This window comes from Bacillus haikouensis, from assembly GCF_013179555.1.
Taxonomy (GTDB): Bacteria; Bacillota; Bacilli; order Bacillales; family Bacillaceae_B; genus Rossellomorea; species Rossellomorea haikouensis_A.
Genome location: NZ_JABMCR010000020.1, coordinates 1 through 26537, shown reverse-complemented (window position 1 = coordinate 26537; position 26537 = coordinate 1). Strand labels below are relative to the sequence as shown.

At 43.7% G+C, this 26537-nt stretch carries 29 protein-coding genes; 16 read left to right on the top strand and 13 right to left on the bottom strand.

Annotated elements, in window-relative coordinates; all coding sequences use genetic code 11:
- Nucleotides 1-297 (bottom strand): DUF4003 family protein (locus HP456_RS03825; protein WP_172248685.1); only part of this gene is annotated, 297 nt, incomplete at its 3' end.
- Between the two features lie 120 nt (nt 298-417).
- Between HP456_RS03825 and HP456_RS03820 the strand changes: the two genes are divergently transcribed.
- Nucleotides 418-1254: a DUF1835 domain-containing protein gene (locus HP456_RS03820; protein ID WP_172248684.1), complete on the top strand. Its 837-nt coding sequence runs from the start codon at nt 418-420 to the stop codon at nt 1252-1254.
- 243 nt (nt 1255-1497) lie between these two features.
- On the opposite strand, the gene HP456_RS03815 is transcribed toward HP456_RS03820, so the two are convergent.
- The gene (locus HP456_RS03815; RefSeq protein ID WP_172248683.1) at nt 1498-1824 is read right to left on the bottom strand and encodes an ArsR/SmtB family transcription factor; all 327 of its coding nucleotides are present in this window, start codon (nt 1822-1824) and stop codon (nt 1498-1500) included.
- Complete coding sequence (locus tag HP456_RS03810; RefSeq protein WP_172248682.1) at nt 1825-2256, bottom strand: SRPBCC family protein; 432 nt, start codon at nt 2254-2256, stop codon at nt 1825-1827.
- Nucleotides 2257-2500: 244 nt separating this feature from the next.
- Between HP456_RS03810 and HP456_RS03805 the strand changes: the two genes are divergently transcribed.
- Complete coding sequence (locus tag HP456_RS03805; RefSeq protein ID WP_172248681.1) at nt 2501-3355, top strand: AraC family transcriptional regulator; 855 nt, start codon at nt 2501-2503, stop codon at nt 3353-3355.
- Nucleotides 3356-3405: 50 nt separating this feature from the next.
- Here HP456_RS03805 and HP456_RS03800 read toward each other — a convergent pair whose 3' ends face one another.
- Entirely contained in the window at nt 3406-3954 is a 549-nt protein-coding gene (locus HP456_RS03800) for a 2'-5' RNA ligase family protein (protein WP_172248680.1), read from the bottom strand.
- A gap of 207 nt (nt 3955-4161) precedes the next feature.
- Between HP456_RS03800 and HP456_RS03795 the strand changes: the two genes are divergently transcribed.
- The 5 genes from HP456_RS03795 (at nt 4162) to HP456_RS03775 (ending at nt 8944) form a co-directional block, all read left to right on the top strand.
- Entirely contained in the window at nt 4162-4947 is a 786-nt protein-coding gene (locus HP456_RS03795; protein WP_172248679.1) for an SRPBCC domain-containing protein, read from the top strand.
- Between the two features lie 22 nt (nt 4948-4969).
- Nucleotides 4970-5404 (top strand): SRPBCC family protein, encoded by a 435-nt coding sequence (locus HP456_RS03790; protein WP_172248678.1) that lies wholly within the window; start codon nt 4970-4972, stop codon nt 5402-5404.
- A 669-nt stretch (nt 5405-6073) separates the two neighbouring features.
- Nucleotides 6074-6799, top strand: coding sequence for a lactate utilization iron-sulfur protein LutA (gene lutA / locus HP456_RS03785; RefSeq protein ID WP_172248677.1), 726 nt, complete (start codon nt 6074-6076; stop codon nt 6797-6799).
- Between the two features lies 1 nt (nt 6800).
- Nucleotides 6801-8231 carry a LutB/LldF family L-lactate oxidation iron-sulfur protein gene (locus HP456_RS03780; protein WP_172248676.1) on the top strand — a complete coding sequence of 477 codons (1431 nt, stop codon included), beginning with the start codon at nt 6801-6803 and terminating at the stop codon, nt 8229-8231.
- Nucleotides 8228-8944 carry a LutC/YkgG family protein gene (locus HP456_RS03775; protein ID WP_172248675.1) on the top strand — a complete coding sequence of 239 codons (717 nt, stop codon included), beginning with the start codon at nt 8228-8230 and terminating at the stop codon, nt 8942-8944. The genes HP456_RS03780 and HP456_RS03775 overlap by 4 nt, the downstream gene beginning before the upstream one ends.
- 185 nt (nt 8945-9129) lie before the next feature.
- Here the strand turns inward: HP456_RS03775 and HP456_RS03770 are convergent, their stop codons facing one another.
- Both HP456_RS03770 and HP456_RS03765 read right to left on the bottom strand, forming a co-directional pair.
- Nucleotides 9130-9846 carry a hypothetical protein gene (locus HP456_RS03770; protein WP_172248674.1) on the bottom strand — a complete coding sequence of 239 codons (717 nt, stop codon included), beginning with the start codon at nt 9844-9846 and terminating at the stop codon, nt 9130-9132.
- On the bottom strand, nt 9833-10360 hold the full coding sequence (locus tag HP456_RS03765; protein WP_312857728.1) for an RNA polymerase sigma factor: 528 nt from the start codon (nt 10358-10360) through the stop codon (nt 9833-9835). The genes HP456_RS03770 and HP456_RS03765 overlap by 14 nt, the downstream gene beginning before the upstream one ends.
- A 419-nt stretch (nt 10361-10779) precedes the next feature.
- Between HP456_RS03765 and HP456_RS03760 the strand changes: the two genes are divergently transcribed.
- From HP456_RS03760 to HP456_RS03740, 5 genes are all read left to right on the top strand, one after another.
- Nucleotides 10780-11631, top strand: a complete 852-nt coding sequence (locus HP456_RS03760) for a DMT family transporter (protein WP_172248673.1) — start codon at nt 10780-10782, stop codon at nt 11629-11631.
- 204 nt (nt 11632-11835) lie between these two features.
- Nucleotides 11836-12528, top strand: coding sequence for a sigma-70 family RNA polymerase sigma factor (locus HP456_RS03755; RefSeq protein WP_172248672.1), 693 nt, complete (start codon nt 11836-11838; stop codon nt 12526-12528).
- A gap of 19 nt (nt 12529-12547) precedes the next feature.
- Nucleotides 12548-13132 carry an ATP-dependent Clp endopeptidase proteolytic subunit ClpP gene (gene clpP / locus HP456_RS03750; RefSeq protein WP_172248671.1) on the top strand — a complete coding sequence of 195 codons (585 nt, stop codon included), beginning with the start codon at nt 12548-12550 and terminating at the stop codon, nt 13130-13132.
- Nucleotides 13133-13277: 145 nt separating this feature from the next.
- Nucleotides 13278-13799, top strand: a complete 522-nt coding sequence (locus HP456_RS03745; protein ID WP_172248670.1) for a hypothetical protein — start codon at nt 13278-13280, stop codon at nt 13797-13799.
- A 135-nt stretch (nt 13800-13934) separates the two neighbouring features.
- Complete coding sequence (locus tag HP456_RS03740; protein WP_172248669.1) at nt 13935-14999, top strand: C45 family autoproteolytic acyltransferase/hydrolase; 1065 nt, start codon at nt 13935-13937, stop codon at nt 14997-14999.
- 94 nt (nt 15000-15093) lie between these two features.
- On the opposite strand, the gene HP456_RS03735 is transcribed toward HP456_RS03740, so the two are convergent.
- Complete coding sequence (locus HP456_RS03735) at nt 15094-15768, bottom strand: NAD(P)H-dependent oxidoreductase (protein ID WP_172248668.1); 675 nt, start codon at nt 15766-15768, stop codon at nt 15094-15096.
- A gap of 154 nt (nt 15769-15922) precedes the next feature.
- Between HP456_RS03735 and HP456_RS03730 the strand changes: the two genes are divergently transcribed.
- Both HP456_RS03730 and HP456_RS03725 read left to right on the top strand, forming a co-directional pair.
- Complete coding sequence (locus HP456_RS03730; RefSeq protein WP_172248667.1) at nt 15923-16213, top strand: hypothetical protein; 291 nt, start codon at nt 15923-15925, stop codon at nt 16211-16213.
- A gap of 45 nt (nt 16214-16258) precedes the next feature.
- A complete protein-coding gene (locus HP456_RS03725) occupies nt 16259-16867 on the top strand; it encodes a methyltransferase (protein WP_172248666.1) in 609 nt (202 codons plus the stop codon).
- A 278-nt stretch (nt 16868-17145) separates the two neighbouring features.
- Here HP456_RS03725 and HP456_RS03720 read toward each other — a convergent pair whose 3' ends face one another.
- The 6 genes from HP456_RS03720 to HP456_RS03695 form a co-directional block, all read right to left on the bottom strand.
- Complete coding sequence (locus HP456_RS03720) at nt 17146-18471, bottom strand: (Fe-S)-binding protein (protein WP_172248665.1); 1326 nt, start codon at nt 18469-18471, stop codon at nt 17146-17148.
- The gene (gene glcD, locus HP456_RS03715) at nt 18468-19880 is read right to left on the bottom strand and encodes a glycolate oxidase subunit GlcD (RefSeq protein WP_172248664.1); all 1413 of its coding nucleotides are present in this window, start codon (nt 19878-19880) and stop codon (nt 18468-18470) included. Before glcD ends, HP456_RS03720 begins: the two co-directional genes overlap by 4 nt.
- 86 nt (nt 19881-19966) lie before the next feature.
- Nucleotides 19967-20875 (bottom strand): N-acetylmuramic acid 6-phosphate etherase, encoded by a 909-nt coding sequence (murQ, locus tag HP456_RS03710; protein WP_172248663.1) that lies wholly within the window; start codon nt 20873-20875, stop codon nt 19967-19969.
- Nucleotides 20872-21942: a DUF871 domain-containing protein gene (locus tag HP456_RS03705; RefSeq protein WP_172248662.1), complete on the bottom strand. Its 1071-nt coding sequence runs from the start codon at nt 21940-21942 to the stop codon at nt 20872-20874. Before HP456_RS03705 ends, murQ begins: the two co-directional genes overlap by 4 nt.
- 72 nt (nt 21943-22014) lie before the next feature.
- On the bottom strand, nt 22015-23394 hold the full coding sequence (locus HP456_RS03700) for a PTS transporter subunit EIIC (RefSeq protein ID WP_172248661.1): 1380 nt from the start codon (nt 23392-23394) through the stop codon (nt 22015-22017).
- A gap of 318 nt (nt 23395-23712) precedes the next feature.
- On the bottom strand, nt 23713-24441 hold the full coding sequence (locus tag HP456_RS03695) for a GntR family transcriptional regulator (RefSeq protein ID WP_172248660.1): 729 nt from the start codon (nt 24439-24441) through the stop codon (nt 23713-23715).
- A gap of 248 nt (nt 24442-24689) precedes the next feature.
- Here HP456_RS03695 and nagA point away from each other — a divergent pair, with 248 nt between their 5' ends.
- On the top strand, nt 24690-25889 hold the full coding sequence (nagA, locus tag HP456_RS03690) for an N-acetylglucosamine-6-phosphate deacetylase (protein ID WP_172248659.1): 1200 nt from the start codon (nt 24690-24692) through the stop codon (nt 25887-25889).
- Nucleotides 25886-26537: glucosamine-6-phosphate deaminase (gene nagB, locus HP456_RS03685; RefSeq protein ID WP_172248658.1), on the top strand; the 652-nt coding region annotated here is incomplete at its 3' end. The genes nagA and nagB, both read left to right, overlap by 4 nt.

The following is a 26537-nucleotide window of genomic DNA, read 5'->3' as shown; positions in this document are numbered from 1 at the left end:
TTCAACAAGAGCTTCATATACCTGAATGAAATCAGTGAATTTTTCTTCAGGGCTAGGAAAACGGGTGTCCAGCATAGCCGCAAATGTAAAACGATGATGTGATTTTAAAGTGGAAAAAACGCCAACTTCCTTTTTAATGAAATCTGCCATTTCTTCAAAACGATCTCCGTCATACACCTTGTTATTCGTCACATAAAGGGAGGCAATCATCATGAGGGAACGAGCGTCTGACACCTTCCAGCGCATTCTCTTTTTTAAATCTGTAAAAATGTCTTTATAAGTCTCAATCTTGTTCATCACTACCACGTCCTTCTGAGAAGTTATTTTTAGTATACATACGTCTAAAAAGATGGATAAGTTTCGTTATGTGTGAGATTGTTTAAATATGGAAATACAAATATCATCGAGGAGGAGCATATGATTCATCTCGTATTCAGTCAGTCAGTAGCTGGCTGCATTAAAATCGCGTTAAGTAACCTGGGGCTCAGCAGTACTTATAACATTCATGCCCTATGGGATTATTTCTCTGCCGGACCGATTAAGGACTTGCATTGTGAAAAAGGTATAGAAGAGAGGTTTCAGTGGAAACACAAACACCTCATCAACGAGTTAAACCAGTTTGAGGAATGTGAAACGAATTATTATGAAACGTGGAAGTATCTGGACTCGATTCCGAAGGGAGAATCCATCACGATCTGGGCTGGTGAAAATGCACTTGAGCAAACGGGCTTGCGTTATGCCGCTCTCCTTATGAAAGAAAGGCCGGATATTGATTTATTCGTCATCAATACCACCATGAAGTACATAAAGCTGTTAAAGCAGCCAAAACGATTCTATATTCCCTATTACTCAGGGGAAATCCCTCCAGAAAAGATGGCGGTGATTTATAATCATTCCAAGATTGATCCTCCGCTGACCGACCATGAACGTGTTTGCATGTTACGTGACTGGAAGGAGATTTCAGCGCAAAACCAATCTCTCCGACTGTGGCGGAACGGAAGGCTGAACGGGGCTGCTGAGGACTATTATGATGATTTTATACTCGATACGGCCAAGGGAATTCTAACTGAAAATAAAAATGAGTTCATCAGAGCCGTGAGAATCATCGGGGATGTGATAGGTCAAATCGATCAGGCAATTGACGACGGTTTCATCGAATATCGCTTAAGGAAATTGATTGAACAGGGTGTAATGGAAGCCATCGGCAACTTTACGAACATGCGCTGTTACTCCGTACGATTACTTCACCGATGAGTTGAAAAATGAGGGTGGGACAAAACTATATAACCACTATTTAAAGAAGATGATTTCCGTGCAAAACTGCCTTCGGCGGGTAGCCCGTGATCCTCCCCGGCTCCTGTGGGGTCTTGCACTTCAATCAACGTTGGGATGAGCTACACCTTAAAATACATTTAAACTAAAAACCCGAACCAATTTGCCAACTGGAAGGCAATTTATTTCGGGTTTTACAAATCCTAAAACAGTTTTTTCCCAGCCTCATTCGTTTTCTTCACTTTCTTCAACAAGATGTTTAAGCATCGAGAGTTTATTGTTCCAGAACCGTTCATAATAAGCCAGCCATTCCTTCAATTCTGTCAGAGGTTCAGGATGCAGGCTGTAAATTTTTTCACGGCCGGTTTTTTTTCCGCTGACTAATTCTGCTTCAGTCAGGATTTTAAGATGCTTGGTGATGGCTGTCCTGCTGATTGTGAAATGAGAGCAGATTTCGGAAATCGGCATCTCTTCATCAGCCAGTAATTGCATCACTTTTCGTCGTGTCGGATCTGCAATGGCCTGAAAAACATCGTGTTTGGCTGCTGCCACTTATTCCTCCACGACCTTTCGGAGGCGGTCATTCACCAGTCCTATCCAACCATTGTTCATACGGTCGCGTATGACTGATGCCTTCTCATTTGCTTTGGAAAGTATCTCTTCGGATTCCTTCCATCCAGCATGGACCAGGGTAAATTCAGTCTTTCCGTCCACATCCTTAAGGAAGAAGGACACTACCCATCCATCCGTGTCCCAAGAAAAAGACAACTTGTTCGGTTCGTCGATTTCAAGTACTCTGCATGGTGAAGGGCCGAATGGAGATTGAATATGGAATTCATAACCGACTTCCGCACGGAAATCATTTGGCATGAACCATGCTTCAATTCCTTCAGAGGTCGATACCGCCTTCCAAACCTTTTGGATGGGAGCATTGAAGACGGCCTTCTGTTCAATATCCTTTACTTGATTATGTTCCTTCGTCATATGAATACCCACTTTCTTATTTTTAAATAACACCAAATGGTTTTACTTTAAAACAATATAACACCTTTTGGTTGTATGTCAACGTCAGTTAAAGGGTATTAGCCCCGGTATAGAGAATTGAAAAAAAGAAATTAAAGCCAATACGATGGGAAATGCGGATTTCAAGCTGTCACCACACCGCACAAACTGACAGGAAGACGCAGACTAAAGCTGATACACTTTTTATAGAAGGAGATGAAAACAGGTGGAGATCCTCCAAAGGATGAATGACTGTATTAATTATATTGAAGAGAATCTTCAGGGGGAAATCGAACTCGATCAATTGGCAGGAATAGCCCTGAGTTCAAAGTTCCATTTCCAAAGGATGTTTCATATCGTGACGGGTTTCACCGTAGCGGATTATATACGCAGGAGACGGCTCACTCTTGCAGCTCAGGAACTGATGAATCCAGACGTTAAAGTCATTGATGCGGCCCTTCGATATGGCTACGAAACACCTGAATCATTTTCAAAAGCATTCCGGAAAACTCACGGAGTATCTCCCTCTGCAGTCAGGGGGTCGGGGACGTCTCTTAAAGCATTCCCGCGCATCTCTTTTCAAATTCAATTAAAAGGGGAGAAAGAAATGGACTATAAGATTGTTAAAAGGGAGTCATTCAACGTAATCGGGAAAGGAATCAAGATTAAAACATCACATGGTGAAAATAATACAGTGATCCCCAAGTTTTGGAATGAGGTAAATCAAAACGGAACCTCTGACAAGATTTGTTCTGAAGCGGGAAATGAAGAAATGCTGGGAATTTGTATGGAATTTGATCACCCCTCTGAAGAGTTCACTTATTTCATCGGAGCTGAAAGTACCAAAGAAAGCGGAATTTTTGATTCAAAAGAAATTCCTGCAGCAACCTGGGCGGTATTCACCTCGGTCGGACCGATGCCGCATGCCATCCAGCAAGTCTGGCAGAGAATTTATTCTGAGTGGTTTCCGTCGACAGGCTGCGAGCATGCGGGAGGTCCGGAATTCGAATTGTATCCGTCTGGGAATGTAATGGATGATGAATATCAATGTGAAGTATGGATTCCGATTAGAAAGAAATAATCAACTGTAAAAAGAAGCTTGGAGATACCTTCTCAAGCTTCTTCTCATGTTTACTTCAGTTTTTTCGAATAAATAATCGGGGCTTCCATTGAATCAGGTTTCTGATCAATCAATTCTATCAAACCGACTTCCTCAACCCTGCCTTTTGTGAGACCGACCCTGTCTACGCAATAATGAAAAGCTTTCGACAATTGATCGGGTTCGAGTTTATTGGCTAGGGTAATGTGGGGAATCCACTGTCCCGGCTCATATAATTTATTTGCCTCCGTATTATACGTATCAAAGTGTTTATGGTGATCAGTATGAAAGTCCAGCAGCTTCTCCGTGACCGTGGGTGACAGAAACAGCGTATTGTAATTTAGGAACGAGCCTATATGATTGAACGTTATCTCAAAACTTTGTTTATTATCGTAAAAAGTCTCCATCTGCCGGATATAGTTTTCCTTGTCGAGCTTTTTGTAACTTGCCAATGTAAGATGTGGCCTGCCGTCCTTCACCTCATCCGCATAATAAGAAATCGATTCTTCACGTAAATCTTCCCATATATTACTTATCAAGGCTTCTGTTTCTTTCTCGAATAGGGCGATAACCCAGTACATATTGTTAACCACCTTATCATCATATATATATTCTTTCTCCTTTTACAAGGTACCCTTAAAAGTGAAGAATAAATCATATTCATCCTTTTAGGGTCGCTTCAGTAATAAGTTAAAAGAAATCAGCTTGACTAAGCGAAAGAATTCATGTTACTATTTGGTCACATAATACATGTGACCATTTATTCACATGAGAGAGGGTTTTCTGTTATGACTGAAGAGGAACTATCCAGTCTGTTTAAAGCTCTGGGACATCCGATCAGACGGAACATACTCGATATTCTTAAACAATCACCTAAAACAACCGGAGAACTAAATGGAAACTTCCCGGATGTCACCCGGTATGCGATCATGAAGCACCTGAAAATTCTTGAAGAAGGAAATTTAGTGTTGATCAAGCGGGAAGGAAAATACCGTAAAAACTATTTAAATGCGGTTCCACTTCAAGAGATGCATCGCCGCTGGGTTGGAAAATATATGGAGGCAAACGTAAACTCACTGTTGAATTTACGTTCGGTCGCCGAAAATAGAAAAGGAGAGGAAAACATGGATACAGAACAAAGCCGTGCATTTCAAATTGAACAAGAAATTAAGATTAAAGCTTCACGTGAAGAAGTATTTCACGCCTTGACAACGAATGCTGAGAATTGGTGGGAATTCAGGCTGGCTCCAGAAGGCATGAAGTCTCAGTTTACTTTCGATCCGGTTCCCGGCGGCCAGTTTATTGAAAAATGGGGTGACAACAAGGGAGCCGTGTGGGGGAATGTTTATTATGTCAACGCCCCGGAAGAAATCAGAATTCATGGACATTTAGGTATGCAGGGAGCCGTCAACAGTTCTTATACTTATCGCCTTGAAGAAAAAGACGGAGCAACGCTGCTTCGGTTATCTCATTCCGCGTCCGGCATCATCCAGGAAGAATGGGAAGAGAAACATTCTGAAGGATGGAAGTATCTCCTTGGCACGCGATTGAAAAACTACGTAGAAAATATGTAACCATATCCGAAGGAGACATTTTATGGTAGATATAAAAACAGAGATAATCATTGATTGTCCTATTGAAAAGGTATCCTCATATGCTTCAAATCCAGATCATGCCCCCGAATGGTATGTCAACATAGAATCAGCTGAGTGGCTGACGGACAGGCCATTATCTCTTGAATCTCAAATTGCTTTTAAAGCAACATTCTTGGGCAGAGAACTATCCTACGTTTATAAAATTGAAGAGTATATTTCGGGGCAAATACTGATCATGAGAACCGCCGATGGTCCATTCCCGATGAAAACGACCTATACATGGGAGAAGCTTGAGCAGAATGGTACGAAGATGACGTTAAGAAACGAAGGAGAACCAAGTGTTTTCTCTAAAATCTTTACCCCATTCATCGCACTCCTTATGAAAAAAGCGAATCAGAAAGATTTAATAAAGATCAAAGAGATTCTCGAAAAATAATGCGTATTCACCAAGAGGCTGGGACAAAAGTGTTTTAGCCTAAGTAAAACCCGAACTAAACTGCCTTCTAACAGGCAAATTAGTTCGGGTTATTATTTTGTTCAATGTACGCTTAAGTTTTAGCACTTTCCAGCGGTTGATTGGAGTGCAAGACGAAGACTCCTGCGGGGAGAGTAGCTTATTAGAAAAGCGGAAGGGCTTTGCTCAGAGGCGGGTGGCATAAGCCAAATCGTCCTCGAAGGCGCACTTTGCCTTCTTGGTCGATTTGGCTTATGTCATATGCCTCTAAGCCCTGCAGCTAGACAAGTGAGACCCCACAGGAGCGAACGCGACGAGGAGGCTCACGGGCTACCCGCGGAAAGCGAAGTCTTGCACGGAAATCATTAGCGGTATTAAGAACATACGCTGAAATTGTTCGTCTTTATATCGTGGTTTATTCGTTTTGTCCCAGCCTCGATTTTTAGTACGGTCCGCAGTTGGCAACAATTGCAAAGGGGCGTGATAAGGTGAATGATCATCTCAGTAAATCAAGAAAGTATATTAATAGTCAGGTTATTTTTTAGAAAATTCAAATAACACTGTTGAGATACATATAAACTTTAATTATACTGTTACTTATACTTGATAAAGAATGTTCACACCATTTTTCAGAAGGAAAGGTGCACACTTATGAGAGTTTCCTTATTTGTTACGTGTTTGGTCGATATCTTCCAGACGGATGTCGGGAAGGATACAGTTGAATTGCTAGAGAGGTTAGGGTGCGAGGTCGATTTTCCCGAGAAACAGACGTGCTGCGGCCAGCCTGCTTATAACAGTGGACATGTTGAGAAAGCGAAGGAATCGATGAAGCATATGATCACCGTTTTCGAAGACTCTGATTATGTGGTAACACCTTCAGGATCCTGCGCTGCGATGTTCAAGGAGTATCCCCATGTCTTCAAAGGGGATGCGGTTTGGGAGGAACGCGCGGGGAGGCTGGCGGAGAAAACCTGCGAACTCTCTCAATTTATCGTAGAGGTATTGGGAGTGGAAGAGGTGGGGGCCAAGTTGGACGGGAAAGCCGCCTTTCATACCTCTTGCCATATGACCCGTCTCCTCGGTGTGAAGGATGCGCCTATGAAACTATTAGATCATGTTGACGGGCTCGAAATGAAACCGCTTCCCTACAATTACCACTGCTGCGGTTTTGGAGGGACGTTCTCCGTGAAAATGTCACAGATTTCAGAACAAATGGTAGATGAAAAGGTTCGGAGTATAGAAGAAGCGGAAGCCGATATCCTGATCGGAGCGGACTGCGGCTGCTTAATGAATATCGGAGGACGGATCGAGCGCAAGGCAAAGCCGATCAAGGTAATGCATATTGCTTCTGTCCTGAACAGCAGGGGGGGACAGTGACATGCCGATGAAAATCGGGGATAAACCGTTTAATGACCGGGTTTCACAAGGACTTGCAGACACCTTTATGCGCGGAGCCGTTTCTTCAGCACAGGGACGCTTCAGAAGCGGACGCCTGAACGCAGCCGAAGAACTCGGAAACTGGGAGGAATGGCGGAAGCTGGGTGAAGAAATACGTACGCATACGATTGAAAATCTTGATTATTATCTCGAACTGTTGAGTGAGAATGTCGCCAAACGGGGTGGACATGTTTTTTTTGCAGAGACGGCGGAAGAAGCCAATGAATACATCACTGATGTGGTGAAAAAGAAAAAAGGCAAGAAAGTCGTCAAGTCGAAATCGATGGTTACGGAAGAAATCAATCTTAATGAGGCCTTGGAGAAAGCGGGAAGCGAAGTGATCGAGACAGATCTCGGGGAATGGATCCTTCAGGTGGATGATCACGATCCCCCGTCGCATATCGTCGGTCCTGCCATTCATAAAAATAAAGAGCAGATCCGCGATGTTTTTAAGAAGAAGCTCGGCTACGACAAGACTGAAAAGCCGGAGGAGCTTGCCTTGTTTGCACGAGAAACATTGAGGAAGGAATTCCTCCAGGCGGATATCGGCATCACGGGCTGTAACTTTGCGATTGCTGAATCCGGAACGATCACCCTCGTCACGAATGAGGGGAATGCAAGAATGTCCACGACGATTCCGAAAACACAGATCACCGTGATGGGCATGGAGCGTGTTGCCCCGACCTGGGAGGAGATGGAGGTGCTTGTCAGCCTGTTGACCCGGGCTGCGGTCGGACAGAAACTTTCCAGCTACGTGACGGCATTGACCGGTCCCAGACAAGAAGGGGAAGTGGACGGGCCGGAGGAGTTTCATCTTGTCATTGTCGATAACGGCCGCTCCAAAATACTGGGGACCGAATTTCAATCAATCCTTCACTGCATCCGTTGTGCCGCATGTATCAATGAGTGCCCTGTTTACCGTCATGTAGGCGGTCATTCCTATGGATCGATCTATCCAGGTCCTGTCGGCGCAGTGTTATCCCCGCTGCTTGGGGGCTATGAAGAATATAAGGAGCTTCCATTTGCTTCGACGCTGTGCGCAGCCTGCACAGAAGCATGCCCTGTAAAAATCCCGTTGCATGAGCATCTGCTCCGTCACCGCCAGATAATCGTTGAACGCGAAGGAAATGCGCCTGTCTTTGAAAATCTGTCAATGAAAGCATTCAGCATGGGAACGGCTTCACCAGCGATGTACAATATCGGTTCAAGGCTTGCTCCCTCATCCATGGCCCCCTTCACAAAGGATGGCTCGATTTCAAAAGGGCCGGGCCCATTGAAGAATTGGACGGACATCCGTGAATTTCCTGCACCGAAGAAAGAGCGGTTCAGGGATTGGTATAAAAAGAGAAGCAGAGAAGGTGGAAAGAAATGAGTATAGGACACATTCATAACCGCAGCTCTTTTTTAAATAATCTTGCTGGGAATTTCGGACGTGAGCGCCGCACGCAAGTCGTGAAACCCGTATGGAAGCACAATCCTCAATGGGATGTGCATAAAGGTTTTTCGCAGGATGAGCTGGTTGAGGTGCTGAAAAAACAATGCTTCCTCATTCACACAGAAGTCCGTCAGACAGTTGCTGCTGAACTTTCCACACTGATTCCCCATTTGATTAAAGAGTACGGAGGGAAAACGGTTGTCACGTGGGATGACCCCCGGTTTGATGAGTTCGGGCTCGGCGGTCTTGATGATGAATTTCAGGAGATAGGAATCGATATGCGTAAGTGGGATGCAGACGATGGTGAAGAAAGTCTGCGATACTCTGCAGCTGCGGATATCGGAATCACATTCAGCGATGCAACTCTTGCAGAATCTGGAACGGTGGTCTTATACAGCGGCAAAGGTAAAGGCAGGGCAGTGAGCCTGCTCCCTGCTGTCTATATCGCGATCATTCCGAAAAGCACGATTGTCCCGCGAATCACACAGGTTGCAAAGGCTATCCATAACAAGACTGCCGGTGGCGAACTTGTGGCCTCATGTGTAAACTTCATCTCTGGTCCAAGCAACTCAGCGGACATCGAAATGAATCTGATCGTCGGGGTACATGGACCAGTCAAGGCAACGTATATCATTGTGGATGATAAGTAAAACGTTTTCATATGAAAAAGAAACCCGTTCAGTTAATGCTGTTTTTGCATCCAATTCCGTAATTCGATCAGCCCCAGATTTTGCAGCCGAGAATAAATTTGTAAATGAAGAAAAGGCATTGCGATGTGCGATGCCTTTTCTTTTTGTTATTTCATTAAAGACTCCGTTAAAATTAAATTATAGTATTAGCGTTCTGTTTGGATTGCCTTTGCCAATTTCTCTAAGCCCCCATCATCATAATATCTCAGGGAATTAATTTTACCTTTTTCATAAATGTTAACTCTTCCCGAAACTGTTGTTTCACCCGCTTCATTTTCATCTTTCTTATATTGAACATGAACGGTGAATTCGTATGCCCCTTTTGTTTTTTCATCTTCTTTGACATCTATCCTGGCTGTCTCCAGATGGTAGCCGTTTGAATATGCCAATTCATTATAAGTCAACTTGTTGTTCATTACATGGTCTTGAAATCTATTTTCTTCAAAGTAAGGTTGATAAACATTTTCGTAATATGAAAATAATTCATTTTGGTACTCTTGAACCTTATCTTCATCGATATAGGATTCTTTTTTATTCAAAATCTTTGTCAACTCTTTATCCGGTCCGGAGAATGACTTTTTTAGTACTGTTTCAATGGTTTCGATGTTATCGTCATGGGGAGCCGCTTGCTCCACCATTATTTTATCTGCTATAAAATATCCTCCCCCTGCGAGGAAAATCACAATGAAAGCAGCTGATAAAATATGATTGGACCATATAGAAACCTTGTTTTTGCTTTTCTTTTTCTCCACACTGCTCATGAGGTTTGAATACACTTCCTCTTTATCAGATTCTTCCATAATGATGGAATCAAGTGATTTTAGAGTTTCATCGAATTCAGGTTTCTCATCATACTGTTTCATGATCATATCCCTCCTTTTTTAATTGTGCTTTCAATGCGTGCAAACCCCTGAAAAGGGTAGTTTTTACTTTGCTTTCTTTCCACCCAAGCACTTCAGCCGTTTCCCGGATTGACAGTTCTTTGATCTTTCTCAAGATAATGACTTCCCGGTAGGTTCTCTTTAATTTTCTCAAGGCTTGGTACAGCTGTTCTTCTGCTTCACCTAATTGCATCATTTTTTCTGGGGAATTGTCATTTGAAGGAAAAGCCTTAAAGGAATCTGCCAAATAATGAATGGGCTTTCTTTTACGCATAAAATCTATGGTGACATTTCTTGCAATACGATACAACCAATTCTTATCACTTGTTTTTCCTTTAAAGTGATTCAAATGATAATAGGCTTTTAGAAATGTATCATGTGTTAGATCTTTGGCTTGTTCATGGTCCCCAACCATTAGGAAAATAAAACGATAAATCGCATCGCTATATTCCTGGTACCACTCGCGTATCCTTTGCTTGTTAATATCTTCTTCCACATCCTCCACCTCACTTGTTTCCTTCTTTCAAAAAATATTGCCTGCTTCACCCTAGAGACGGCTGAGCTATAAAAAAGTTTCACTTTAAATGATTTAATCATTTTTTGAGTTTAATGTGTTCAGGCGAAACCTGAGTAACGCCTGTTGCTGTTCTATCAAATAAGAGTCCAAATAATTACGGTTCAATCCTCTTAGAATTGCCCGTCGCCATTAACCAGCTTATTCCGCTGCACTGACCTGTAATGGACATGGAATATTCATTCGGAAAATTCTGTAAACCCAAGCTTATCACAAGATGTTTCTATTAACGAGTAGTATCGGGAAACTCAATCACACTCAGACAGATACTTTGACCCTGCAGCCACTTTTGGTACACTAAGAAGGTTGGAATACTAAAGATACATTTATCGGAGGAAGCCATGACAAATCGAAATAAAGGCATTTTTCTTTTACTATTATCCGCCTTCGGGTTTTCGATGATGGCCGCACTTGTGAAGCTGTCGGGGGACGTACCTACGATTCAGAAGACGTTCTTCAGGAACTTTGTTTCTGCCATCATCGCTTTCGGGTTTGTTAAATATCATGGGGAGCGGCTGTTTGGTAAAAAGGAAAATCAGAAGCTGCTGCTTCTGCGATCCAGTCTCGGTGCTGCCGGAATCGTATTGTTTTTCTATGCAATCGATCACCTTGTACTGTCTGACGCAGATATGCTGAATAAACTCAGTCCATTTTTAACGATCATCTTTGCATCGATATTCCTGAAAGAAAGGGCGAGAACGTTTCAAATTACGGCAATCATCATTGCGTTTATCGGGACACTGTTTATAATAAAACCTGCTTTCTCTTATGAGACGATACCTTATGTTGCCGGGCTTCTTTCCGCAGTGTTTGCTGCGGGTGCCTATACGGTGCTCAGGGTGTTGGGACAGAAAGAAAAATTCTACACAGTCGTGTTTTATTTTTCCTTTTTCACCACGATGATTCTGCTTCCATTCGTACTCGCATTCTATGAGCCGATGAGCGTAAAGCAATGGGTTTACCTGCTGGGGGCAGGTTTCTTTGCCACCATCGGTCAGTTTGGAATCACCATTGCTTATAAGTTCGCCCCGGCAAAAGAGATTTCGATCTTCTTTTACTCCACAGTTGTCTACTCCGCTTTGATCAGCATCTTCCTGTTCGGGCAGATTCCTGACATGTGGAGCATCATCGGCTACATCATCATTTTTGGAGCATCACTCTACATGTTCCTGAAAAATAACAAGGAAGCCTGAGATTCATGGCCCGTCCCTCCCCTGCATTAAAGCAGCGGGGGACGGGCCATTGGTTTTTGTCGATATCTTTTATGGAAGAATAGACTATAATACAAATAAGATTAAAAATTTGATTTAGGATAGCTACAAAAAATTCGTTTGCCGGTATCTTTTTCTGTTCTTGAGCCGTTATTAGCATGAGAGGATATAAAGGAGTGAAAGAATATGTTTCGTGAGTCTGTCAGGAAAGAAAATGAAATGGGATCGCAAAGGTTGAATGAGCTTGTGGAGAAGCTTCAACATTACTGTTTATTTCTTACAAAGAATAAGTGGGATGGGGAAGACTTATGTCAGGAATCCATCTGCAGGGCACTCAAACATTATCCGGAGCAGGAAAAGTGGAGTTCTGCACTGCTGAAAAAAATGGCGTATCATGCCTGGATTGATAAAATCCGCAAACAAAGTAAAGAAATACTCGGTAAAGTACCTGAACAGTGTGAAGAGCAACAAATCGAGATGGATAATGCAGCACTGGAGAAGCTGACGAACACCTTGACACCGAAGCAGCTCGTTACGCTCGTTCTGAAAGAGGCCTTTCAATATAAAATCTCTGAGATCGCAGCCATCTTAAATATGACCGATACAGCTGTAAAGGCCATCCTTAAACGGACAAGAGCCAGACTTGAAAGGCTATCTGAAAACGATGAATCCCGCACCAATCAGGAGTATTGGGAAGAAAACCTTCAAGAAGACATTCTCACATCCCTTCAGGCCAGCATACAAACACAGGATCCTTCGCAATTGATCAAACAGCTTCCTGAATGGATATCAACACAATCCGTGCCGAGAATGGTATCGATTCCGTCCATCACAAGAAGTTCTTCCACTCCTTCAAGCGTCCTCTCAATGGCAGCATAAGCTTTAAGGAGGAATGAAAATGAATACCATCCCTTATGTAATCGAGCAGTCAAGCAAAGGCGAACGTTCCTATGATATTTACTCAAGATTGTTAAAAGACCGTATCATCATGGTGAGTGATGAAATAAATGATCACATGGCCAACAGCATTGTTGCCCAACTGTTATTTTTGGCAGCGGACGACCCGGAAAAAGATATCTCACTTTATATAAACAGCCCCGGAGGTTCTACTTCAGCAGGTTTTGCCATCTTTGACACTATGGAGTATATCGGCCCCGATGTCCGGACAATTTGCACCGGCATGGCAGCTTCCTTTGGCGCGATGTTATTGCTTGCAGGTACTAAAGGAAAGCGATTCGCACTTCCCAACAGTGAGGTCATGATTCACCAACCGCTTGGGGGAGCAAGAGGGCAGGCGACAGACCTTGAAATCTCGGCAAAAAGAATATTGAAGCTGAGAGAGCATATCAACGAAATCATTGCAGAAAAAACGGGCCAGTCACTGGAAAAGGTTGCGCTGGATACGGATCGGGATTATTTCATGAGTGCGCAGGAGGCGAAGGAATACGGGATCATCGATGAGATTATTGAAAAAAAGGAATAGAATGATTTTATTCAGGGACAGGTGACTGTTCCTTTTTTTATTGGTGAAATGCATTGTCATAATTCAAATATTTTATCTGCAAAGAAGGATTTGAGTGTTTGAATAATATGGTAATATAAGGTGAAAAAGTGAAAGGGGGAAAGCAGTGACTTTGACATTAGTACTTTTCATGCTCGCAATTGTCATAGTTGCAGGGGTGGGGACAACTGGAAAACTGTATAAAATCAACTGGATTCATTCGATGAAGAGATATTCGTGGTTCGGTAATCCATGGCTTGCAGGAGTGTTTTTATTAGGTGTTAACGTATTGTTGTTTGGACTCACCGGATTGATTTTATTTGGGCTCTCCTTTTTGATGATCCCGTTTATCCATTTATTCATCATGCTGGCAGCGGTCGTCATTAGTATTCTCGTATGGAAGTCAATCGCATCATCCTGCAGCTGGGGAAAATGGGACAGGTTGAAAACAGGGGCTGCCGGCAGCAGCTTTTATTTGATACTGGCCATATACTTTTTCTATCGATCGGTTTCGTACGTTCCTCAGTTTCCCGGTGACGATTCCTTCATGGCAACGCTTGGTTTCATGATCGGAGTAATCGTAACCGGAGCAGCGTTCCTTACTTGTTTCGGTATAGTTGTTTTTACTAAAAATCAATTTACAAAATAGGTATAGTACGAATATTGATTTTATGGTGTCTGCCTCATAACGTGTATTTGAGCCTGGCTCCATTTAAATCCTTTCATTCTCACCCTCAATCCAGTATCCTAAAATAGAAAATGCCATTTAAAATGAGGGAATGTAATGAAAACAATCCATAGCGACATCATACAATTCAGAGGAAATCATTTTGATTTTGGATACATGCAGGGTGAACGCATCAAGAATTCGATAACGGTTAAAAATCGAGACAATCAATGGAAGGTGAGGAAACCTCGTTTTTCGATAGACGTAGAAGAAACGAAAAGGATGATCACAAGGTTTGCCCCGGGTATTTGGGACGAGCTGCTCGGACTTCAGGAAGCACTCAGGTGGCCGATTGAGAAGGTACTGAAGGAATTCGGCGGCTACAGGATCGATTATGGACGTTCCGGCTGTTCGATTCTGACAAGTGAAAATTATTTGATCCGTAATTATGATTATCATCCAAAAACCTACGAAGGCCGCTATGTTTTTTACCAGCCGACAGATGTCGGCTATGCCATAATCGGACCGAGCCAGCGGGTCACTGGACGGATGGACGGAATGAATGAAAAGGGTCTTGCAGTCGGCTACAATTTCATGCACCGCAAGAATCCAGGGGACGGATTTATCTGCTGCATGATCGGCAGGCTTGTTCTCGAGTCCGCGGCGAATGTTAATGAAGCAGTGGATCTTTTGAAGGAAATCCCGCACCGGCATTCTTTCAGTTATGTTGTAAATGATCAGAACGGGGAAACGTTTATTGCAGAGACATCGCCAAGAGGGGTGGAGGTCAGACAGTCAAACACATGTACCAACCATTTTGAAATAATGAAAGAGGAAAATAGGAACCACCTGGTCGATTCCAAGAGAAGGTTATCCGTGATGGAAAAGGAAAGAAAGAATCATTCCAGCATTGAAGATGCTTTTCGTCTCATGAATGACAGTGATCGAGGAGTCTTTTCGGACCTTTATGGCAGCTGGGCAGGCACGATTCATACATCTGCTTATCTGCCAAAAGAAATGAAAGCATGGTTTGCATTAGGAGGGGACCGAAACCCCGTGGTGTTTAATTTTGCAGAATGGCTGACAGGGAGAGACGTTTCCCTTGATAAATTAACAGGTGAAGTCGATACAGATATTCCGTTTGTCCATATTGATAATGGAGCAGATTGGTTTAAACGATAATCCAGCTTCCGAGCGCAGGTGTAAGGAAATCGGGCAGCGGGTTATACAGAGCCTATATAAAAAAAGAATCCGGCACGCCGCCGGATTCTTTTAATTATATAAACTTCACAATATCATCAAACGATCTGCGTGTTTTCGGGGAAGGATCGTTTACCCGGTATCCGAACGCACACATGACTGAGATACTGAAATGACCATCATCAAGCAAGCCTTCTTCTTCCAGCAGATTGTTCATTTTGTCAATATCGAATCCCTCGATCGGGCAGGAATCCACACCGATTTGTGCAGCAGCAGTCATCATGTTTCCGAGAGCGATATATGTCTGTTTGCCTGCCCAGTCCAAGAGTGGGCGTTCCCCGCTCAGAAGATCAAAGTCCACTTTTTGGAACTGTTCGATTTTTTCGAGGTATTTACTCATATGATCTTCCGGCATGCCCTTGACGTTTTTAAAATGATCGAGAAGATAGGCAGAATCATACTCAGTATCCAGTTTTGTACGTGCCAACAGGATGACAAAATGGCTTGCATCCGGTAATTTACCATAGGCTCCCCAAGCCGTATTTTTGATTTTGTCACGAAGGCCGGCATCTTGGATGACAAGGAATCTCCATGGCTCAAAACCGAAGGAACTCGGAGATAAGCGTCCGGTTTCCAGGATGAATTGAAAATCATCATCCGCTACTTTTTTATTTGGATCAAATTGCTTTGTAGCATGCCTAAATTCATAAGCATCCAGTATTTCCTGTTTGATTGCTTCTTTATTCCGCATTTGAACATTCGCTCCTTACGTAAAATAATTAACTCCTTTAAAATATCATAAGTTGTCTGAGGATTCACATCATTTGATCGGCACCGATTAAACCCCTGAAACAATTTTCTGTTTGTTTCGTATATATAGTAATGGGGAAGGGGAGATACACATCATGGAAATCATGTTAGCCATACTGATTGGTGTTGGGATGTTCCTATTGTTCAATTTTCTCATGGGATATAGGAAAGGGAATATCCAAATCGAATTTGATGAACGTTATTTCAAGGAGAGCGAATATATCGAGGCAATCATGACGGAGCTTGAAAAACAAGGGAAAGAAGTTCATTATCAAGGCAACCGGCATTTTGTCATAGACGGTGAACTATATGTCTTCGTTGAACGAAATGTTTCCATGGGTGGATTACCCATGCAGAGGACCATTCTTAAACCGATCAAAAAGTAAAAGCCCGTCCCTCTGTGCAGGACGGGTCACGACAGGGAGATTTATATGAAAGAAGACTATTTTGATGAGTTACTGAACATAAAGACAGGTAAGGATCAGGCAGGTATGCCCAGGTCGATTCACTATAACCGGTACGAGCCTACTCCATACGGAGCCCTTCAGGAATTGTTTCAGTTTTACCAGTTGAAGAAAAGTGACCGCGTTGTGGATTTCGGATGCGGGAAAGGCCGTCTCAATTTCTTTATCCATTACTTATTTGGGTCAACCGTCATCGGAATCGAAATGAATGAACAATTTTATAAGGAAGCCGAAGAGAACCGTGAGAACTTTTTGAAAAAGAAGAAAGGCAGAAGAAGTAAAATTGAATTTCAGTGCTGCCTGGCAGAAGAGTATGAAATCCACCCCAGTGACAATGTTTTCTATTTCTTTAATCCATTTTCTGTTCAAATCTTTATGAAAGTCATCAACAATATTCTGTACTCTTTAGAATCTTCTCCCCGCGAAATTGAAATCGTCCTGTACTACAGCTCGAATGAATACATACATTATCTTGATCATCATCCCTTGTTCGAATTGAGGAAGGAAATCAATCTTTCCGGGGTGTTCGAACATAATGTGTACGAGCGGTTTTTGGTCTATGGCGTGGTTTATTAGCTTCAGGCTGCTGATCGAATATTAAACAAGCGGGTGCCTTGCAGACTGTTGTTTATTTGTACCAGGTACAAATAAACGGAAGTGTACCAGGTACAGAACAACGGAAATGTACCAGGTACAAAAACAGTTGAATGGACCTGATACAACCGTCCGTAATGTCTGCGGTGCCAGGCACAAATATGCTTTTTTGTGCCTGGCACCATCTCAACTGGGCACCATCTCAATGGCACCGCCTAAACAGTATCAAATAAAAAGAACCGCCCTAAGGGCAGTTCCGATTATTCTTTAACCGCTTCGAGTAAAAAGTCCACAATATGAACGGCCCGCATTTTATGGGAAAGTCCTTCTCTCTCGATACCAAGCTTCATTTGCAGCAAGCAACCGGGATTCGCAGTGACAATCGTCACAGCCTGGGTCGCTTCCACGTTTTCCATCTTATGGTCGAGTATCTTCATGGACATTTCCGTTTCGACGATATTGTAAATTCCGGCCGAGCCGCAGCAATGGTCGGCTTGTTTCATTTCCTTATATTCCGTACCTTCAACCGATTGGAGGAGAAGGCGTGGTTCAAGGAAAGTACGCTGTACGTTTCGGAGGTGGCAGGAATCCTGATACGTAATGCGCTGAGCATCCGTTCGAAGGCTCACCTTTTTATGAAACTCCAATTCTACTAATATGGAAGAGATGTCTTTTATTTTATTTTTAAACCGGACAGCGCGGTCTTTCCACTCGGGTTCATCCTTCAGCAAGTGGTCATAGTCCACAAGAAACGCTCCGCACCCTCCGGCGTTTGTGATGATGTAATCTGCCTTCGAATCCTCGAATGCTGAAATATTTTTCTTTGCTAATTCTTTGGATGCATTTTTCTCTCCACTGTGACCATGTAAGGCGCCGCAGCATGTTTGCTGTTCCGGAATCACAATATCGCAGCCTGCCAGCTGCAATAGCTTCGTGGTGGCATTGTTCGTTTCTAAAAACATCGTATCCATCAAACAGCCCGAAAAGAAAGCGACTTTTTTTCTGACTTCCCCGATGGAGGACAATGCGGTTGGCCGGTTCTTCATGTCTTTCAGTCTTGGAACCTGTGGAAGTACTCTTTCCATGGTTACCAAACTTTCAGGGAACAGTTTCATCACACCTGAGACATGAGCGGCCTTCTGCAATCCTGAGCGCTGATAAATCCCAAGAAGCGAAGTCACCATCCTCATTCTTCCTGGATGAGGGAATATTCCTTCGAAAATGGTCTTTCTCAGCACCCGGACCGGAAGGGAATGCTTCTTATTCTGATTAATGATGTCACGGGCCTCTTCTAATAAATGGCCATAGTTCACACCTGATGGGCATACGGGCTCGCATGCCCTGCAGCCCAGACAAAGGTCAAGTGAACGCTCTACGTCTTCATCCGGTTCGATCACACCATCCACTACCGCCTTCATTAGAGCAATTCGTCCGCGAGGGGAGTGGGATTCCTTAAATCCCGATTCGATATAAGTGGGGCAGGAAGGCAGGCAGAATCCGCACCTCATGCAATTAAGAAGTTCATCTTCATCCATCCGTTCCTTGAATTCCTGCTGGATTTGGTGTCTTTCCCTGGTAGTTGTCATCTTGAAATCACCACTCGTTTTCTTGATTCTTTGGCAAACACTTTATTCGGGTTCATGATGTTATGCGGGTCGAACGACTGCTTGATCATTTTCATTGCACCGATTCCCTCCGGTCCTAACTTCCACTCAAGATAAGGCGCCTTCATCATTCCGACCCCGTGCTCCCCTGTAATTGTGCCGCCGAGATCAATGGCTTGTGCAAAGATTTCTTCAAAAGCGGCCTCTACCCGTTCCATTTCATCCGGGTCCCTGGCATCAGTTGCAACCGTCGGATGTAGATTTCCGTCGCCGGCATGGCCGAAAGTACAGATCTTCAATTCATAACGTTCTGCAATCTCGTTGATGGCTTTAACCATCTTGGCGATTTCGGAACGCGGGACCGTAGCATCTTCTAAAATTGTCGTCGGTTTAAGGCGGGCCAGTGCTGACAGGGCAGAACGGCGCGCTGTCCGGAGAGCCTCGGCTTCCGCTTCAGTCGCAGCCAATTGTACGGATACCGCCTTGTTTTCGACACAAACCTCTTCCATGCGTTTCATATCACGTGCAACCACTTCAGGGGGACCGTCCTGTTCAATCAATAGTACGGCTTTCACGTCAACAGGCAGGCCAATTTTTGCAAAATCCTCCACAACTTCTAATGTGGGTTGATCCAAAAACTCAAGAGTGGCAGGGATGATTCTGTTGGAAATAATGCTTGAAACAGTTTGAGCCGCTGCTTCGATATCCTGATAAAGAGCAAGCATCGTCTGCTTTGTTTCCGGTATGGGAACGAGTTTCAGCGTAGCTTCCGTAATGACACAAAGGGTTCCCTCCGACCCGACAAAAAGCCGGGTTAAATCATATCCGGCCACGTCTTTAGCGAGTTTACCACCAGTTCTCACGATATCCCCGTTGGGAAGGACAGCTTCCAAAGCCAGAACATAGTCGCGGGTGACTCCATACTTCAATCCTCGTAAGCCTCCCGAATTTTCATTGATATTGCCGCCGATCGTCGATATTTTCATTGAACTTGGATCGGGAGGGTAGAAAAGACCGCGGGATTCAACTTCGTGTATGAGATCCAGCGTGACAACCCCGGGCTGGACGGTGACTGTCAAGTTTTCTTCATCAACTTCCATAATGTTGTTCATATGAGTGAAAAGCAGAACGAGCCCGCCTTCTGTAGGACATGTCCCCGCACATAAATTCGTTCCAGAGCCTCTTGGGACAATTGGAACTCTGTGCTCATTGCATAGTTTCACAATTTCAGAGACTTCCTCTGTCGAGCTGGGAACGATGACTGCATCCGGCATCGATTGAAAGTTGGGTGTTGCATCATAGGAATAGACGAGTCTTTCTGCAGAACTGTCTCTGTAGTTTTCTTCTCCCACGATGTCAGAGAATCGTTTCTTCAGGGAGGGTGTGATCATTTACATTACCACCTTATAAAATGAATTTTCCAGGATGAAAGAAAGGACGACCCTGTACCAAGATAAGGTCCGTCCCTGTAAATCATTTATTGATCATGATGAAAAGCAGCTACAGCTTCTCTTAAATGACCTGAGTGTTTTTGAAGTAAATCGGTGACGTCGGTACCGTTGAGCCCTGTTATGATTTGCAGGATGGCCGCTTTCGTATTGTTGTGTTGCTCGGCCAAAGCAGAACTTGCTTCTTCATCTGATGCACCGGTTGCTGTCTTGACGATGTTTTCTGCCCGTTTACGAAGTTTCTCATTCGTCATCTGGACATCAACCATGAGGTTCCCGAAAACTTTGCCGATTTTGATCATGGAAGCGGTGGTCAGCATGTTCAGTACAAGCTTCTGGGCAGTGCCGGCTTTCATGCGGGTTGATCCGGTCACCACTTCAGGTCCCACGATTGGAGCAATCGTGTAAGCAGAGATTTTCTCCATTTCAGAATCTTTACTGCATACGACGGAGACCGATGCTGCGCCGATTTCGTTCGCATAGGAAAGCGCACCGATGGTATAGGGGGTTCTTCCGCTTGCGGCAATCCCGACCACGACATCTTTTGCAGTCAAGCCGATATCCACTAAATCCTGTTTGCCCTGAACACGGTCATCTTCAGCGCCTTCTATCGCTTCAGTGGTCGCTTCTCTGCCGCCTGCAATGATCCCGACAACCATCTCAGGTTCCGTCCCGTATGTAGGAGGGCATTCAGAAGCATCCAGTATGCCTAAACGGCCGGATGTCCCTGCTCCTGTATAAATTAATCTTCCGCCATCTCTGAAGGCTTGTACAATGCGTTCGACTACAGAACTGATGGCAGGGATTTCTCTCGCAATCGCATTCGGTACGAGAAGATCTTCCTGATTGATGATCGAGATGATTTCTTCTGTCTCCATTAAATCGATGTTTAGTGTCTTGGGGTTCTGCTGCTCGGTGTTTAATTTCGTTAGATTCATATCTTATCCCTCACTAGTAATTGAAATTTTCCTCCGGCTTTTATTTCTTGAATCAGAGGAAGGTGTTCCGGTATGACTTCACCGATGACATTCACTTTATCATCTTCCGGTAATTCTTTTTTGACGATCTGAAGTTCTCCTGAGTATCTTCCATAGTACTCATTGTCGACGGTAACAGCTCCTATCGATCGCTTGATTTGGTTAAACGGCGAAATACTGACCCCGTTTTGGGCATATGAGCGTGATTCCACTGACCGGATAACATCTCGTGCAGGATCCATCCGGTTTGTATGAATACCGTTCAGCAGCGATGTGTAATCTGAGCCGGAGTGTAAATCAATGGTTAACGGAATGATTCCTTTATTTATCAACCTGAGTTCTTTCAGCGTAACCTCATTTACAGCGGGATCTCCGATGAGTATTTTATCGGTGAATCCTGAATATTTTAATTGTGCTGCTGCAAGAGAAGGGGGTGCATTGCGGTGCTCTTCCAGGGTTGGGAGGCCTTCATAGAGCGGACCGCGCAGCGTATCATTTCCAGGAATGAACGCCATAGTAGTGATGCCTTTCGATTTCAGCATAACGTTTCTTTCAATTAAGAAATCAAGGTCCAGTCCTGTTTCAGGACGGGGATAGAAATTATGCCAGGCTTCGACGTTTTCCACATTTAATCCTTTTTCAATCCAGCTGTCAAGCTCTGATTCAGATACGGTACTTGCATTGATCCCGGTTTTCATAATCTTGGTCAGGCTCACTATTTCATCATCGGTAAAGCCGTAGTCCACCCTGATTCCGGCCAGGCCCCACTCCAATAATTGTGGGAGTGTACTCCAGTCGAGTCCAAGATGTCCCAGTGACAGCGGTGATACGTCAGCCAGAAGCTCCATGCCGTGCGTTTTCGCGAGAGCGCCGAGCTCTTGAAGTAATTCCTTATAGGTGTCCGGATTATCTTCAGGTATATGAAGGGATGTGAAGATGGATTGAAAACCGTATGATGAAGTTTTCCTGATCCATTCTGCATTTTTCTCCCTATATTCTTCTTTTAGATAAACTGAAATTCCAAGCATATCCATTTCACCCTCCAACTAAAACGTAAAGAAGGAGGGAAATCCTCCTTCTTTACTATTATATGAATCTACTTAAATATCCTTTGCCATTTCTTCTTTGAATCCAAACATCCATGTGAAGATGAAGCCGAATACGTAGGCAATCAGGACGCCTGCCAAATATAAAAGGATTTGTCCTTCATCCATAAGGAAGGCAAGCGGGATACCGGATACTCCGATTGCAATGGTTGCCGTTTTAAAGACAGCCTGAAATGCTCCTCCTACGGCTGCACCGAGACAAGCTGTGATGAACGGACGGCCAAGCGGGAGGGTGACTCCAAAAATAAGAGGTTCGCCAATCCCAAGGATCCCAACGGGAAGTCCGCCTTTGATGACTTTTCTCAGTCTTTGATTCTTTGTTTTATAGTAAATCGCAAATGCAGCACCGACCTGGCCGGCACCACCCATGGCTAGGATCGGAAGTAATGGATCATTACCGATTGTATTGATCAGTTCCATATGGACTGGAGTCAATCCTTGATGAAGTCCCGTTACAACAAGTGGAAGGAATGTCCCTGCAAGGATAAGACCTGCAAAGAATCCACCCATATCAATCAGTCCGAGTAATCCTTCTGTAATGAGATCAGACACGAACCCTCCGACAGGCTGAAGGATAAGTAACGTAGCAAATCCTGTGACCAGTAGCGAAACAGTCGGTGTCACGATGATATCGACTGCGGATGGAACCACTTTACGGATCCTCTTCTCAAGAAAAGCAATGAATGCAGCAGCAAGCATGACACCAATCAAACCGCCGCGTCCCGGTACAAGTGCATCCCCGAATAACGTGATGTTTGCAAGTCCTGGATTGATGATCAAGATCCCGGCAGCACCACCGAGTGCAGGTGAACCGCCAAACTCTTTGGCCGTATTAATACCTACAAAGATGGCTAGATATCCAAATAAGCCCCATCCAATTAAATCTAATATCTGGATGAGTGTAGACTCGGGATTTGCACCTGAACGGATGATCACATTCGTGAGTCCTGCGATTAATCCGGAAGCCACGATGGCAGGGATCAGGGGAATAAAAATACTCGCAATTTTTCTCAGGAACAACTTAAATGGAGTAGCGTTCTTTTTCTTTAAGTCTGATTTCGTCCGGTCGGCAAGTCCTTCAAAAGAAAAGTCCTCGACTTCATCCTCGTCTACAGACGAAACTGATTTTCCTGTTAATGCAGATACTTCAGAAGCAACTTTCGTTACAATTCCAGGTCCCAAGATGATTTGGAGTGTTTCTGCTTCGACAACTCCCAGCACCCCATCTATCTTTTTGATGCCTGCCAAATCAACCTTACTTTCATCAATTGGCTTAACGCGGAGACGCGTCATACACGATTCTAAAGCGGCGATATTGCTCGGTCCGCCAAGAAGCTCGGTTATTTCTGTGGCCAATCTTTCTTCCTTCCGCATAAAATTCTCCCCTTTTTAATATAAATGTAGTAATAAAATGAATCCGCTTACAAAGTATCATATCAATTATCAGTATAGATGTCTATACCATTTTTAACCGGGAAAGAACAAGTTTTTAACAAAACCAGAATAAAAAATTCACCTGAAGGATCATATTGTCCCTCAGGTGAGTTTTTTATTTTGTCTCTGTTAAACAAGGTTGTTGATTTCCATGGGAATTCTCCCCTGTCCCGCATATCCGGCTGAAATCTTCGGCTCGCCGACCAATTAACAGCTGAACCTTCTGGAAACAAGTTGTTATGAGCTTTAACCTAATTTTTATCTTAACCGGTCAATGTTCATCTTGTATTTATATTTGTCGCCGCGGTATGTTGACTTCACCAGTTCAAAAGGGGCGCCGTCATCCAGGAATGTATCCCGTTGAATGAATAAAACCGGCTCTCCAAGCTCAAGCTGCAAATGTCTGGCATCATCTTCTGTGGCAGCAGATGCTTCGATTGATTGGGCGGCATGGCCAAGCTTTATTCCTACATGTTCTTCTACATATTGGTACAAGGATCTGGTTAGAATCTCCTGGCTGAGTCCGGGGATCAGCTTCACCGGTATATAACTTGTTTCGAGGGCCATGGGTTCACCATTTGCCAGCCTGATCCGTTTGATTTTATAAACCAGATCCTCTTCCTGTAAGGAGAAATGATCGATCAATTCTTCAGTAGGACTGGAGAGTTCGAAGTGAATGAGCTTGTTACCGGGTTCAAGTCCCCGCTTTCTCATATCCTCACTGAAAGATGTCAGTCCATGCAGGGATTGCTCGAACTTATGAGGCGAAACATATGTACCGCTGCCTTTTTTCCGATACAGAATGTTTTTGTTCACAAGGTTTGTAATCGCCTGTCTTACGGTCATACGGCTGATGTTAAATGATTCGGCAAATTCTCTTTCAGAAGGGAGCACATCTCCGGGTTTTAACCCTCCAGAGTCGATCAATCCTTTTATATGTTCTTCAATTTGGTAATACAGAGGTAATGGGGACTGTTTATTTACCACGTTCGCTGTCACCTTCCTAGGATATTTATATGAAAAATCGGTTTAATATGGAGTTCTTAATCACAAACATATTACCATTCAAAATGATGTGATGTCTATACCAGTCTCCGGTGGGCTACTATTTTTTTGCTGTAAATAAAGAGAATTAACAAAGATAATTTAAAGAAAAAGGTAATTGGTATAGACAACTGCATCTTCAAAATGATACAGTCAGATTAGATTATGTTAAAAGGAAGGGAAGAAGGAATATGTTCACAGGCCCTGTTAACTATATAATTAGAGATCAAAAAATCTATGCACATAAAAAAGTCATTAATAATGGTTTTATCAAAATAGAAAACGGGATCATTTCAGATATTGGTGAAATGAATAGTTTGCAAAATGATGAAGGGTTCGTCGAGATTTCACTGCCGAAGAACACATCGGTCATACCAGGCATGCTTGATGTCCACATCCATGGTGTCAACGGTGCAGATACGATGGATGCAACCTCAGAGGCACTTGATAAGATGACAGCAGCATTACCGAAGGAAGGAACTACAAGCTTTCTTGCGACGACGATGACGGAGTCGAAAGAGAACATCGAAAAGGCACTTGTTAATACCGGTAATTATATCGATAATCACCAGAAATCGGGAATGGCAGAAATCCTTGGTATCCATTTGGAAGGTCCGTTCATCAATAGCGGCAAAGCCGGTGCACAGCCATTGCATCATATTGCAGAGCCGTGTGTGGAAACATTTGAACGCTGGCAGGAAATTTCGAAAAATCATATCAGACTAGTGACGCTTGCTCCTGAAATGGACAAAGAGCATCTCCTTATCCAGCATCTGAAACAACAGGGGATCATAGCATCGGCTGGTCATTCAAGTGCTTCATATGATGAGATGGGTGAAGCGATCGACAAAGGTGTATCACATGTGACACATCTATTCAATCAGATGTCAGGCTTTCATCACCGGGAACCTGGAATTGTTGGTGCAGCGTTCAACCGCAGGGAATTGATGGTTGAACTGATCGCTGATGGCATTCATGTGAGACCGGAAGCAGCAGATATTGCCTTTCAACAGATAACCGAAGACAGGATGATTCTCATCACTGATTCCATGAGGGCAAAATGCCTGAAAAACGGGCAGTATGATTTAGGCGGACAGATGGTCACAGTTAAAGACGGCATGGCACTGTTAGATGAGGATACACTTGCAGGAAGTGTACTCGAGATGAAAGCAGCCTTTAAGAATATCCGGGAGTTCACAGGGTGCTCGATGGAGCAAGCGATCAAGATCACTTCTGAAAACCCTGCGAAACAACTTGGTGTCTTCAGCAGGAAAGGAAGCATCGCTTCTGGTAAAGACGCCGATCTTGTGATCCTTGATGAACAAATGGATGTATATATGACGATTTGCAGAGGGGAGATCGCTTATGAAAGAGGAGATGGTGAAGTGTGAAAATCATTGAAGTGTCTGACTATAAGCAGATGAGTGTAAAAGCGGCTCAGCACTTGATCGGTAAAGTAAGGAGTGCTGATAGTGTGACACTGGGGCTTGCCACCGGGGGAACACCAAAAGGTCTATATGGAGAACTGATTGAGGATCATCATGTGAACGGTACATCCTACAAGTGTGTCAACTCCTTTAATCTGGACGAATATATCGGACTTTCAAAGGAGGATCCAAACAGCTATTTTCAATATATGTGCACTAATCTTTTTTCACATATTGATATTTCGTTGGAAAATACGCATATTCCATCCGGAATGGCGGTAAACCTTCAGGAAGAATGCAACCGTTATGAGAACTTGATAGAACAAGCTGGAGGGATCGACCTTCAGGTTCTTGGAATTGGTGAAAACGGGCATATAGGATTCAATGAACCGGGAACATCATTCCAGTCAGGCACGCATCTAGTGGATCTTGCCGACTCGACGAGGGAAGCGAATGCCCGTTACTTTTCCTCAATCGATGAAGTGCCAAGTCAGGCAATCACGATGGGCATCTCAACCATCATGAAAAGCAGGGAAATCCTGCTGCTCGTTTCAGGGAGTTCAAAGCAGGAAGCCATGAAGAAGCTGCTTGAGAATGAAGTAACGGAAAGCT